The sequence below is a fragment of the Methylovulum psychrotolerans genome, from assembly GCF_002923755.1.
Taxonomy (GTDB): Bacteria; Pseudomonadota; Gammaproteobacteria; order Methylococcales; family Methylomonadaceae; genus Methylovulum; species Methylovulum psychrotolerans.
On sequence record NZ_PGFZ01000002.1, the window covers coordinates 231686 to 243826 of the forward strand.

Sequence of the window (12141 nt, forward strand, 5' to 3'; positions counted from 1 at the left end):
TATAGGGAGGGGGTGTCTGGTGGCATGGGGAGAAAAATCGAATATGCCAGCCCGCTGGTGACGATAGGTATGCCCGCTAAGTGATTGTTTCCGTCTTAACTTCATGGCATTTCTGTACGATAAGGGCTGGCTAGGGCAGGTTGGCGTTAAAAAACGTTTGCCGCCATGCAAAACATGATTTTTTTTCTTAGCAATGCTAGAATGAATCACAACTTATGATTAACCCGATGGTGACGGATGCCGACAGACGCTCAAAACACGCCTCATAACGCGCCTGCACTTGAATTTAAGAGCAGCACTTTTTCTGTACCTGTTTTAGTTTTATCAAGCGATGATTTTGTTATAATTGAGCAGCAGTTACAAAAAAAAACCCAACTCGCGCCGGATTTTTTTAAAAATTCCCCTGTGGTGTTTGATGTCCAGTGGTTGAACAAGCAGAATCTCGCCCTTGATATAAAAACCTTGGCCGCCATTATCCGTAAGGCGGGGCTGTTGCCGATAGGTATACGCGGGGGTAACGATGCGCAAAACAAACACGCTTTAGAGTTAGGCATTCCGGTCTACTCTGTCCATAACAGTTTGGCTGCCGAACCTAAAAAAGCGGAGGCTGCACCGCAAAAAACGGCGGAAAGCCCAGTTGTACCGGCCACTAAGGTCGAGACCACGTTAATCACCCATCCTGTGCGCTCCGGCCAGCGGCTTTATGCCGAAGGCGATTTGATTATCCTTGCCCAAGTCAGTGCGGGTGCAGAGATTCTCGCCGAAGGCAATATCCATGTTTATGGTTCTTTACGCGGCCGGGCTTTGGCGGGTGTCCAAGGCAATACCGGCGCACGCATTTTTTGCTCGCAGTTAGCGGCGGAACTGATCTCCATTGCCGGCATTTATAAAATCAGCGAAGACATGCGTGATGTAGTGCGCGATAAGCCTGTGCAGATTTACTTACAAGAACACGCTTTAATCATTAAAGAGATTACTTAAAAACCTACTTAGAGGAACACTTGTGGCAAGAATTATCGTTGTAACATCGGGTAAAGGCGGTGTTGGCAAAACCACAACCAGTGCTGCCATCGCTATGGGGCTGGCAAAACGGGGTCACAAAACAGCGGTCATTGATTTTGATGTGGGCTTGCGTAATCTGGACTTGATTATGGGTTGCGAACGCCGCGTGGTTTATGACTTTATCAACGTCATTAACGGCGAGGCTTCGCTTAACCAAGCCCTGATCCGTGACAAGCATTGCGATCAGTTGTATATTTTGCCTGCTTCCCAAACCCGCGACAAAGACGCGTTGACCCAAGAAGGCGTAGGCAAGGTGTTGGAGGAACTGTCCAAGGACTTCCAGTATGTGGTTTGCGATTCGCCGGCCGGTATCGAAAGAGGCGCTCATCTTGCTATGTATTTTGCGGATGATGCGTTTGTGGTGACGAACCCTGAAGTGTCGTCGGTGCGTGACTCGGATCGTATGTTAGGTTTATTGTCCAGTAAATCGCGTCGGGCGGAACGTAATGAAGAGCCGATTAAGGAATACTTATTGTTGTCGCGTTATGCGCCGGATCGGGTAAAATTGGGCGATATGCTGAGTGTCGACGATGTCCAGGACATTTTGTCCTTACATTTGCTCGGTGTCATCCCCGAATCGAAATCGGTGCTGACGGCCTCAAACTCCGGCGTACCGGTTATCCTTGACGACAAGAGTGACGCAGGGCAGGCTTATGCCGATATTGTGGCCCGTTATTTGGGAGAAGATAAACCCCATCGTTTTATTGATGAGAAAAAAGGCCTCTTAGCGAAGCTTTTTGGAGGCAAATGATGAGTTTACTTGACTATTTTAGAATCACTAAAACCAGTTCGGCATCGCTGGCTAAAGAACGCTTGCAAATTCTTGTGGCTCATGAGCGTTCTTCGCGCCATCAGCCCTCTTATCTTCCTCAGTTACAAAAGGAATTGCTGGAAGTGATCAAAAAATATGTCAATGTCGATCAGGAAGCTATTTCTTTTAATTTCGAGCAAGATGAAGATCAGGAAACGCTGGAATTGAATATTGTGCTGCCGGATCATCCGACAAAAAATGTTTAACCTCTCTAACTACCCTAAAGGTGATTGCTATGATTGATGTAATTGGTGAAGCGGCAGGTGTGGTATGGCAATATCTCAATGATAACGGGCCGACCAGTGTGTCAAAAATCAGCACAGAAACGGGCATCAATAAAAATGATATCCAACGTGCGATTGGCTGGCTGTCGAAAGAAGATAAGCTGGTTTTTGAAATGAAAGGCCGGACTGAAACTTTGGCGTTGAAATAATCGGCAAGCTATTGCCTTAAGCCCAAGATGGGTGCGCTTTGCACCTTTCTTGGGCTTTTTTGTATCTGGAGGATTGGCTAGGCTGGGTCTGTGGCTTCCTGAGTGGCCTTTTAGGCCCGGTTCAGCAATTCCCTGTGCCTGACGATAACATTGGAATAGGTGTTGTTAAACAAACTGATTAGGCTGTCGACCAGATACACCGAGCGGTGCTGGCCGCCTGTGCAGCCGATGGCTACCGTCAGGTAAGTGCGGCCTTCGGCCTCAAAACGCGGAATCCAGCGTGCCAGAAAGTCGGTGATGTCTTGGGCCAACTCGCTGGCTAAAGGCTGTTCTTGTAAAAAGCGGATGACTTCCTGGTCTTTGCCGGTCAGGCCGCGCAGTTCAGGAATCCAATAAGGGTTAGGCAAGGCGCGGGCATCAAAGACAAAATCGGCATCTAGGGGCACACCGTGTTTAAAGCCGAAGGATTGGAACTGTAGGGAGATATGCTTGATATTCCGTTCGCCGATTTGGTCTTTAATCAGTTCGCGTAATTGGTGGTAATGGGTGCGGCTGGTGTCGATAATGACACTGGCGTGGCGGGCAATAGGGGTAAGCATGTCCCGCTCGATTTTCAGCGCTTCTTTTAAGGGGACGTTAACATTGGTCAGGGGGTGTTTGCGGCGGGTTTCGCTGTAGCGCTTGAGCAGGGTGGCTTCTTCCGCCTGCATAAAAATGACTTCACAATCGATGCCTTTGCTGTGGATTAGCCCCATGCTGTCGGAAAAGTTCGCCAAGCTCTCGGTTTGGTTCCTGGCATCAATGCCGATGGCGGTTTTGGCGTAGGTCTGGGTGTCAACCAGCATGACGTGGTTGATGAAATCTGCCAGTAAAGTGACTGGCAGATTGTCTATGCAGTAATAGCCACAATCTTCAAGGGTATCTAAGGCAATACTTTTGCCGGAACCGGATAGGCCGCTAACAATGAGTAGTTTCATAAAATCAGGTGCAAGATGCTGTGAATGTAAGGAAGTTGTCCGCCACCATCTTGCACCGAAAGCTTACCGATGGTTATTAGTTTTTTCTTTGTGTTTGGTGATTTGGCGGTCGAGTTTGTCGACCATATTATCAATTGCCGAATACATGTCGTCCTGATGGTCTTCAGCAAATAACTTGGCCCCGCTCAATTGCAGAGTGGCTTCGGCTTTTTGCACCAGCTTTTCTACACTTAAAATAACATGCACATCAGTGACGTTGTCAAAATGACGCGCCAATTTGGCAAATTTTGCGTCAATATTGGCTCTTAGCGCTTCTGTTATTTCAAGATGATGACCTGTTATTATAACTTGCATGGTAAAACTCCTTTATGAATTGATGGTTTTAAGCCTGAGGGCGGATTTTTTCTTTAATATGGTGGAGTTATAGAATCCGTTTTCTCTGGCTTGATGATGCGATAAACATCGCTTCACGATACTTGGCAATTGTCCTTCTTGCGACATGGATGCCTTTTTCGTTTAAAAAATCGGCAATTTTACTATCACTTAGCGGTTTGGCTGGATCTTCATTGCTGATTAATTCTTTAATAATCGCCCGGATGGCGGTGGATGAGCATTCGCCGCCACCGTCGGTCGAAACGTGGCTGGAAAAAAAGTGTTTAAATTCAAAAATGCCGTTCGGGGTGTGCATGTATTTTTGCGTGGTCACCCGTGAGATGGTTGATTCGTGCAATTCCAGTTCTTCGGCAATGTCACGCAGCACCATCGGGCGCATGGCGACCGAGCCATGTTCTAAGAAGGCGGTCTGTTTTTCGATGATCGAACGGGCGACGCGCAATAGGGTGTCGTTACGGCTGTGCAGGCTTTTGATAAACCATCTGGCTTCTTGCAGATGGTCTTTCATACAGGCATTGTCTTTGCTGTTGTCGGCGCGTTTGATCATCGCCGAATAGAACGGGTTAATCCGTAGCTTCGGGGCGATTTCAGGGTTGAGGTTGACCTGCCAGACCCCGTTTTGCTTGACGACATAGACATCGGGAATGACGTATTCGGAATCATGTTCTTGGATGCGTGAACCGGGTTTAGGCTCCAAAGTTCTGATTAGGGCGACCACTAAGTCCAGTTGCCGTTCCGTCAGCCCCAGTTTGCGCATGAGCTTGGTTTGCTCGTGGGTCGCCAGCAAATCCAAATACTGCGACACGATGACCAAAGCTTCGGCGCGGTAGGGGGTGGATTCGGGCAGTTGCAACAGTTGCAGGCGTAGACAGTCGCTTAAGTCCAGCGCGGCCACGCCGGCCGGGTCGAAGTTTTGGATGCGGTGCAGGACGGCGGTGACTTCTTCGACATCGAGGTCGTCTAATTGCGATTGCAGGCCTTGGAAAATTTCTTCGGGGTTGCTGGTCAGGTAGCCGTCTTCGTTGATGGAGTCAATGATGGCGATGGCGATGGCATGGTCGCGCTCGGAAAAGCGGGTCAGTTCCATTTGCCATAACAGATGGTCGAGCAGGGTCGCGCTGTTGCTGCGTTGGGTCTCAAACTCCACCTGTTCGTTGTTGTGGCTGCCAGACTCCATCACCGTGTCGTAAATGTCTTCCCATGAGGAATCTACCGGCAACTCGTCAGGAATGTCGGTTTGCGACCCTTCGCTGGTTTGGGTGTCGGATTGCTCGGTTTTTTTCTCAGTCGGCAACTCACTGGCCGCACCGGTGTTATTGTTGTCGTCGTCGCTGATCTCCAGCATCATGTTGGATTCAAGCGCTTGCTGGATTTCCTGCTGCAAATCCAAGGTTGACATCTGCAACAACTTAATCGCCTGCTGCAATTGCGGCGTCATAGTCAGTTGCAGGCCTTGCCTGAGATGTAAGGATTGTTTCATTGCTGTTTAATACTGTGGCTTAAAGACTAAAATTTTGACCCAAATAAACCTTGCGCACTTCTTCATTGGCAACAATAGCCGCCGCGCCCCCTTCGGCGATGACCCGCCCCTCGTTGAGGATGTACGCCCGATCACAAATGCCTAACGTTTCCCGCACATTATGCTCGGTAATCAGAACGCCAATGCCGCGTTCTTTCAAATGGACAATGATTTTTTTTATATCATCCACCGAAATAGGGTCAACACCCGCAAAAGGCTCATCCAATAAGATGAATTGTGGCTGGGTCGCCAAGGCGCGGGCAATTTCCACCCGCCGCCGCTCGCCGCCGGACAAGCTCAAGGCTTGTTGGTCGCGTAAATGCAGGATGTTAAATTCCTGCAATAAATCATCAATCACCAGTTCTGTTTGGCTGGCGCTTAAATCGCCACGGATCTGTAAAACGGCGCGTAAATTATCGGCGACGCTTAGTTTACGGAATACCGATGGCTCCTGAGGCAAATAGCCGACACCTAAACGCGCCCGACGGTGCATAGGGTAATCGGTAATGACTTTATCGCCTAGGCGGATGGTTCCGGCATCGGCTTTAATCAGGCCGACTAGCATATAGAAACTGGTGGTTTTGCCCGCCCCATTGGGGCCTAATAAGCCCACCACTTCGCCTGTATGGATCACCAAGGACACACCATTGACGACTTGACGTTTATGGTAGGCTTTAAACAGATTATCGGCTACTAATGTTGCCATAATTTAAGGCTTGTCTGTGGGGGGCGGGTTAGTTTCTGTTTCGGGCTTGTCCGATTCCGGCTTATCTTTAGGTTTAGGCTTTAATATAACATGGACACGTTTGGTATCGGATGATTTTTCACCTGCTTTTACCAGTGAGCTTTTAATATCGTATTCTATCAAGTTACTGGCGTAAGTGGCATTGCCATTGACGACGACCGCTTGGTTTTGTAAGACCAGCAGGTTTTTCTTCGGATAATATTCGCCAATCATGGCGTTGCCAAGAATATCTTCACCGCCGGCGGAAGGGGTTTGCTTAAATTTGGCGGGGTTGCCGGTAAACACCAGCTTGTCAATTTCGCCATTTTTTTGATAGGCGACCAATTTGTCGGAATTGACGCGGATGCTGCCTTGGACGGATATCACATTGCCTGTATAGGTGCTGGTTTTGCTGGCCTCGTCGTAAGTGGCGGTGTTGGAGTCAATGGCGATGGGCTGGGCGGCATCGCTCTCCAAGGCCGCAGCAGTAGGCAGGTAGTGGCAGGCCAACAACAAGATAGCGCGGAAAAAAAAGCGTTGTTTATGGTTTGGTTTCATATTTCCCTTGCACATGGGCCAGTAATTCAATATGAATCGGCTGCTTAAAAACCAATTTCATGCCAGTCCCTGAGGTGGTATGGGGCAAGCTTTGCAACACTGCGTGGTCGGCAGTTTCTGCGTAATGAATGTCTGGCTTAACTTTAAGATTAGAAGTGATAATTTTTAAGGCCTTATTATTGCCATAAGCCTCACGGCTAATGGTCGCCCGTCCTTCCAGAATAACCTCTTTGCCATCCGCCGAGACCAATCCTGCTTCAGCTTGGATAAGCCACGGCGGCTGGTCGGGCTGTTGGAAGGTCAGCAACGGCTGTTGCAGATGGGTGGTCTTGTCGTCGCTGTAATGGCTTATATGGGCTGCTGATAAGTGGTTGTCGGGGTTGCCGTCAGCAGACATTGTCCATTTCTGGTAACCGCTACTGAAAAAGTTAGGGCTGTGGGGCGGCGACAAACGGTTGCCGGTATCTTCGACCTCGATCAGATTAGCTAATAGCCAACTGGCCAGTGCAGCAAATACCAGATAGAAATAGCCAGATTGCTCTTTCAATGTGTTCATGACGGGCGGGGCACTTTAGGTCAGATAAGTGTCAACAATGGCATCATAATGCCCTTGCGCTTGCATGATCAGGTCGCACACTTCGCGTACCGCCCCGCACCCGCCACATCGGCTGGTATGCCAGTGCGCCAGGTCTTTGACGGTCGCCACGGCATCGTGGACGGCCACTGCCAAGCCCACTTGCGACATAATGGGCAAATCTAATAAATCATCGCCGACATAAGCGACTTGTTCGGGCGTTAACGCCAGTTTTGCCAACAGTTCGGCAAAGGCGGCGCGTTTGTCTTCGTGTCCTTGATAGACATGGCTAATGCCCAAAGCGTTCATACGCAGGCTGACAATCGGCGAGGAACGTCCTGAAATAACCGCCACTTCCACGCCGGTGCGGCGCAACAGCTTAATGCCGTGGCCGTCTTGGGCATGAAAGCTTTTGTATTCATTACCCTGCTGGTCAAAGAACAGTTTACCGTCGGTCAAGACCCCGTCAACATCAAGAATCAGCAGCCTGATGGCTGCTGCTTTGGTAACGGCCTGTTCCATCAGACGATACCCGCTTGTATCAAGTCGTGCATATTTAAGGCGCCAATGGCGCATTGCTGCCCGTCTACGACAATCAAGGCGTTAATTTTTTTCTGCTCCATAATTTGCATGGCTTCGGCGGCCAAGACATCGGCGGTGATAGTCGCGCAATGCGGGGTCATCACTTCTGTGATCGACGTGCTGTTGATGTCCAAGTTTTTACCCAGCATCCGCCGCAAATCACCGTCGGTAAAAATCCCAATAACCCGGTTATTGGCTTCGACGACGGCGGTCATCCCCAGTTGCTTTTCGGTCATTTCCAATAGGGCATGGCTAATTAACGCCGATTCGGGTACGGACGGCATGGCGACACCGACGTGCATAATATCTCTGACCCGCAGCAAAAGGCGTTTGCCTAAGCTACCGCCCGGATGCGCCAAGGCGAAGTCGTCACGGGTAAAGCCGCGTGCTTCCAGTAACGATACCGCCAGCGCGTCGCCCATGACTAAAGCGGCAGTGCTGCTGGAAGTGGGGGCTAAGCCTAAAGGGCAAGCTTCTTGCTTGACTGCGACATTCAAGTAGGTGGTCGCGCATTTGGCTAAAGTTGAATTGGGGTTGCCGGTAATCGCCACTAGCGGTACGCCGAGCCGTTTGATGATCGGCAGGATAGTCAGCACTTCCTCGGTTTCGCCCGAATTGGATAAAGCCACCACAACATCATCTTTCGTGATCATGCCCAAATCACCATGGCTGGCTTCGCCCGGATGGACAAAAAAAGCCGGTGTGCCGGTACTGGCAAGCGTTGCGGCGATTTTGCTGGCAATATGCCCCGATTTGCCCATACCAATCACGACTACCCGTCCTGTGCAAGCAAACAACAGTTTACAGGCCATAACAAAGTTTTCGTTGATTTGCACTTCCAAGTCGGCAATGGCTTGTGCCTCTACTTGAATAACGGCTTTGCCTAGCTCACAGAGTTTGTAATCGTTTAATTTCATTTTCTGCCTCCCAGCGTGTGCATTAATGTGATGATGACAAAAAACTCCATAAAAAAACAGTTTGATGGATAGTTGTTAAAGCCTCTGGCGGCTTTTTTTAAGCCTTATGGCGATAAGTCTGCGTCAAAATAGTGCTATTATGCCATGCTTATATTTTTCGTGCTGCATGAGAAACTAATAATCTTATTTTAGCCCCATAGCACGGGTGTAAAAACCATTGCAGAACAAGGTTTTTGCGTATTTTCCCCCAAGTGTGTTTTATAAATTGACTTCATAAAGCATAGTCAGACAAAATAACACCTTTAAAATTCCCTAGAGCAGTCTTTAAGCAATATGGCTAACAGCGATTATTCCGAAAACAGCTTGGTTTGCGTCCGGCATTTGTCATTTTTACGCGGTGATAAAAAAATCTTTGATGACATTTCTCTGGATTTCCAGCGCGGTAAGGTAACGGCCATTATGGGGCCTAGCGGCACGGGTAAAACGACCTTGCTAAAGCTGATAGGAGGGCAATTGTGTCCGGCTCAAGGGTCAATAACGGTGGCGGGCGAAAACGTTCACCAGTTGCGCCGTAAAGAGCTTTATGCATTGCGTAAGCGCATGGGTATGTTGTTCCAAAGTGGTGCGTTATTGACCGATATGACGGTTTACGATAATGTGGCTTTTCCGTTACGCGAACATACCCGCTTGCCGGAGTCGATGATCCGCACCCTGGTGCTGATGAAGCTGCAAGCGGTGGGCTTGCGCGGGGCCCGCCACTTGATGCCTAATGAACTCTCCGGGGGGATGGCGCGTCGCGTCGCCTTAGCTAGGGCAATTGCCTTAGATCCGATGATGATACTGTATGACGAGCCTTTTACTGGGCAAGACCCGATTGCTATGGGGGTTTTGGTGCATTTGATTAAAGCCTTGAATACCGCCTTAGGGCTGACCAGCATTATTGTCTCGCACGATGTGGCTGAGACCGCACAAATTGCCGATTACATTTATGTGATTTCCGAGGGCAAAGTTGTTGATCAGGGCAGTCCTGCCGAGATCCGGCAATCGTCCTCGGAATGGACGCAGCAGTTTATGGCCGGGGCTGCTGACGGACCGGTGCATTTTCATTATCCGGCGGCGGATTATGTCGAGGATTTGCTGGCAATGGGCGGGCATTAGGCCGGAAGGGCGGCGGCGTAAGTTGAGCTGTTTTTTAAGGTGAGGGTCTGGCGTTGCCGGATTCTTCTTTAGCAGGTGGGTAGTTGCCTGAGATCAACGTTGCCCCGAATTTACCCCATAGCCACTTTTGCTAACAAAACAAACCCTGTAGGCCTTAAGCCGTTACCCCAGCCGCTAGCCCTCAGCTTTTAGCTAACCAGCCCTTAATATAAACCGCTAGCCCTACATGGAACAAAAAAACCATTACGTCAATTGGTTCAGAGCCTCATCGCCTTATATCCACGCCCACCGCAACAAAACGTTTGTGGTTGCGTTTGGTGGCGAAGCCGTGCTGGCGGACGATTTCCAAGATCATGTCCATGATTTTGCTTTGCTTAACAGCTTAGGTATCCGCCTAGTATTGGTGCATGGTATCCGCCCGCAAATTGATCAGCGTCTAAAGGACGGTCTGCCACCGCGTTTCCATAAGCATCTGCGCATCACTGACGGGCCGGCTTTACAGTGCGTCAAAGAGGCGGCAGGCTTAGTGCGGGTCGAGATTGAAGCGTTGCTGTCCTTGGGCTTGGCGAATTCGCCGATGGCAGGGGCAAAAATTAAGGTGGCCTCCGGCAATTTTGTGACCGCCAAACCGCTAGGGGTTATTGACGGCATCGATTATTGCCACACCGGGGAGGTGCGCCGGATTGACAGTGAGGCCATCCACCAGCAACTCGACCAAGACAATGTGGTGCTGATTTCGCCGATTGGCTATTCGCCTAGCGGGGAAATCTTTAACTTATCCGCCGAACAGGTGGCGACGGCGGTGGCGATTGCCTTAAAAGCCGAAAAACTGATTTTTTTGACCGAACAGAACTGCGTTAGTCCCGATAGCGGCGAACAGCTCCAACAATTGACCAGCTCTGAAGTGTCAGGATTGCTGGAGCGGCATCCTGACCTACCCGAAACCATCAGCCAGCCGCTGAGGGCCGCCCGCCATGCTTGCCAATCGGGCATTGCGCGGGTACATCTGATTAACCGTTTCCAAAACGGTGCCTTGTTGCTGGAATTGTTTACGCGTGACGGTATCGGTACGCTCATCAGCTCGAGCCCGTTTGAGGAATTGCGCCCGGCCACACTGAATGACATCGGCGGCATTTTAGAGCTGATCAAACCGCTTGAACAACAAGGTATTTTGGCAAAACGTTCCAGAGAAAAAATCGAGATGGAAATCGGCGATTATCTGATCATCGAACGCGATGGCCTAGTCATTGGCTGTATTGCCTTACATGCGCATCTGCAACGCCATTTTGGGGTGCTGGCTTGTCTGGCCGTACACCCGGAATACCAGCGTTCAGCCCGCGCTAACCGTCTGTTAGACTATGCTTGCCGCAAAGCCAAGCAGTTGCACTTAAAAACCTTATTCGTCTTATCGACTCAGACTGCACATTGGTTTATCGAACGGGGCTTTACGGCTTCGGATGTTGATAGCCTGCCTGAGCCGCTTAAGGCGCTTTATAACCCGCAAAGAAATTCCAAAGTTCTTTGTAAAGACCTTGAATAGCTCTAATGATGACATTAGCCACCGAATGCCTGTCAATATTGCAATTATCCGACACCCATATCCTTGCCAGTTCCGATGCGACGTTGCTGGGCGTGGATACGGCATATTATTTTCGGGCGGTTTTGGCGCGGGCTTTTGCCGACCATCCCCGCTTTGATCTGATTATGCTTACGGGGGATTTGGCGCAAGACCCCATCAGCCCCAGCTACCAATATCTTTTACAGCATATCAGCCAGTACGGTGTCCCCACGGTATGCTTGCCGGGCAACCACGACGATTACGCCCTGATGCAGCGCGTTCTCAATACTGAACTGGTCAGTTGCCGTAAACAGGTGCTGTTGGGCAATTGGCAAATCATTAATCTGAACAGCCAAATCATCGGTGAAGAAGGTGGCTATTTAGATGCCGGAGAACTAAGTTTTTTGTCGGCAAGCCTTAAGGCATATCCTGACCGTCATGCCTTAGTTGCCGTCCACCACCATAGCTTGCCCACCGAAAGCTATTGGATGGATACTATGATGATTAGCAATAGCGACGCTTTTTGGGAAATCCTCAAAAGCCATCGGCAAGTTAAGGCACTGGTAAACGGCCATATCCATCAAGAGATGGAGGCGCAAATAGCCAATGTGCGTATCCTCGGCACGCCTTCGACCTGTTTCCAATTTAAGCCAAAAAGCCTAGGTTTCGCCCTAGATGAAACGTCTCCCGCCTACCGCCATTTGCAGCTCTACACGGATGGCCGCATCGCCACCCAAGTCAAGCGTCTCCCCGAAGCCTTGGTTGGCTTGCAACATACCCCGCATGGCTATTAAGGCCAACCAATCCCATCGGACGTATTGATGGCCTTGCCAAAAAAGGACGTTTGGTAGGGTTTATTCATCGGATTTAACAGA

15 protein-coding genes are annotated in these 12141 nt (G+C 49.8%); 7 read left to right on the forward strand and 8 right to left on the reverse strand.

Annotated elements, in window-relative coordinates; genetic code table 11:
- Positions 1-237 precede the first annotated feature (237 nt).
- The 4 genes from minC to AADEFJLK_RS06800 are packed head-to-tail and all read left to right on the forward strand — an operon-like array spanning position 238 to position 2306.
- Positions 238-981 (forward strand): septum site-determining protein MinC, encoded by a 744-nt coding sequence (gene minC, locus AADEFJLK_RS06785; RefSeq protein ID WP_103973746.1) that lies wholly within the window; start codon positions 238-240, stop codon positions 979-981.
- Between the two features lie 22 nt (positions 982-1003).
- Positions 1004-1813 (forward strand): septum site-determining protein MinD, encoded by an 810-nt coding sequence (gene minD / locus AADEFJLK_RS06790; protein WP_088619952.1) that lies wholly within the window; start codon positions 1004-1006, stop codon positions 1811-1813.
- Positions 1813-2079, forward strand: a complete 267-nt coding sequence (gene minE, locus AADEFJLK_RS06795) for a cell division topological specificity factor MinE (RefSeq protein WP_088619951.1) — start codon at positions 1813-1815, stop codon at positions 2077-2079. The genes minD and minE overlap by 1 nt, the downstream gene beginning before the upstream one ends.
- Before the next feature lie 29 nt (positions 2080-2108).
- Entirely contained in the window at positions 2109-2306 is a 198-nt protein-coding gene (locus tag AADEFJLK_RS06800) for a winged helix-turn-helix domain-containing protein (protein WP_103973747.1), read from the forward strand.
- Between the two features lie 110 nt (positions 2307-2416).
- On the opposite strand, the gene rapZ is transcribed toward AADEFJLK_RS06800, so the two are convergent.
- From rapZ to AADEFJLK_RS06840, 8 genes are all read right to left on the reverse strand, one after another.
- Positions 2417-3283: an RNase adapter RapZ gene (gene rapZ / locus AADEFJLK_RS06805; RefSeq protein WP_088619949.1), complete on the reverse strand. Its 867-nt coding sequence runs from the start codon at positions 3281-3283 to the stop codon at positions 2417-2419.
- A 63-nt stretch (positions 3284-3346) separates the two neighbouring features.
- Entirely contained in the window at positions 3347-3637 is a 291-nt protein-coding gene (hpf, locus tag AADEFJLK_RS06810) for a ribosome hibernation-promoting factor, HPF/YfiA family (RefSeq protein ID WP_088619948.1), read from the reverse strand.
- 67 nt (positions 3638-3704) lie between these two features.
- Positions 3705-5156, reverse strand: a complete 1452-nt coding sequence (locus AADEFJLK_RS06815; RefSeq protein WP_088619947.1) for an RNA polymerase factor sigma-54 — start codon at positions 5154-5156, stop codon at positions 3705-3707.
- 19 nt (positions 5157-5175) lie between these two features.
- Entirely contained in the window at positions 5176-5901 is a 726-nt protein-coding gene (gene lptB / locus AADEFJLK_RS06820) for an LPS export ABC transporter ATP-binding protein (RefSeq protein ID WP_103973748.1), read from the reverse strand.
- 3 nt (positions 5902-5904) lie between these two features.
- On the reverse strand, positions 5905-6477 hold the full coding sequence (gene lptA / locus AADEFJLK_RS06825; RefSeq protein WP_103973749.1) for a lipopolysaccharide transport periplasmic protein LptA: 573 nt from the start codon (positions 6475-6477) through the stop codon (positions 5905-5907).
- Positions 6461-7033: an LPS export ABC transporter periplasmic protein LptC gene (lptC, locus tag AADEFJLK_RS06830; RefSeq protein ID WP_088619944.1), complete on the reverse strand. Its 573-nt coding sequence runs from the start codon at positions 7031-7033 to the stop codon at positions 6461-6463. The genes lptA and lptC overlap by 17 nt, the downstream gene beginning before the upstream one ends.
- Positions 7034-7048: 15 nt before the next feature.
- Positions 7049-7573: a 3-deoxy-manno-octulosonate-8-phosphatase KdsC gene (gene kdsC, locus AADEFJLK_RS06835; RefSeq protein ID WP_088619943.1), complete on the reverse strand. Its 525-nt coding sequence runs from the start codon at positions 7571-7573 to the stop codon at positions 7049-7051.
- Positions 7573-8550 carry a KpsF/GutQ family sugar-phosphate isomerase gene (locus AADEFJLK_RS06840; protein WP_103973750.1) on the reverse strand — a complete coding sequence of 326 codons (978 nt, stop codon included), beginning with the start codon at positions 8548-8550 and terminating at the stop codon, positions 7573-7575. Before AADEFJLK_RS06840 ends, kdsC begins: the two co-directional genes overlap by 1 nt.
- A gap of 333 nt (positions 8551-8883) precedes the next feature.
- Here AADEFJLK_RS06840 and AADEFJLK_RS06845 point away from each other — a divergent pair, with 333 nt between their 5' ends.
- From AADEFJLK_RS06845 to cpdA, 3 genes are all read left to right on the forward strand, one after another.
- On the forward strand, positions 8884-9708 hold the full coding sequence (locus tag AADEFJLK_RS06845; RefSeq protein WP_103973751.1) for an ABC transporter ATP-binding protein: 825 nt from the start codon (positions 8884-8886) through the stop codon (positions 9706-9708).
- A 226-nt stretch (positions 9709-9934) separates the two neighbouring features.
- Complete coding sequence (gene argA / locus AADEFJLK_RS06850) at positions 9935-11248, forward strand: amino-acid N-acetyltransferase (protein ID WP_103973752.1); 1314 nt, start codon at positions 9935-9937, stop codon at positions 11246-11248.
- Positions 11249-11253: 5 nt separating this feature from the next.
- Positions 11254-12060: a 3',5'-cyclic-AMP phosphodiesterase gene (gene cpdA / locus AADEFJLK_RS06855; RefSeq protein WP_346222609.1), complete on the forward strand. Its 807-nt coding sequence runs from the start codon at positions 11254-11256 to the stop codon at positions 12058-12060.
- Positions 12061-12141 lie beyond the last annotated feature (81 nt).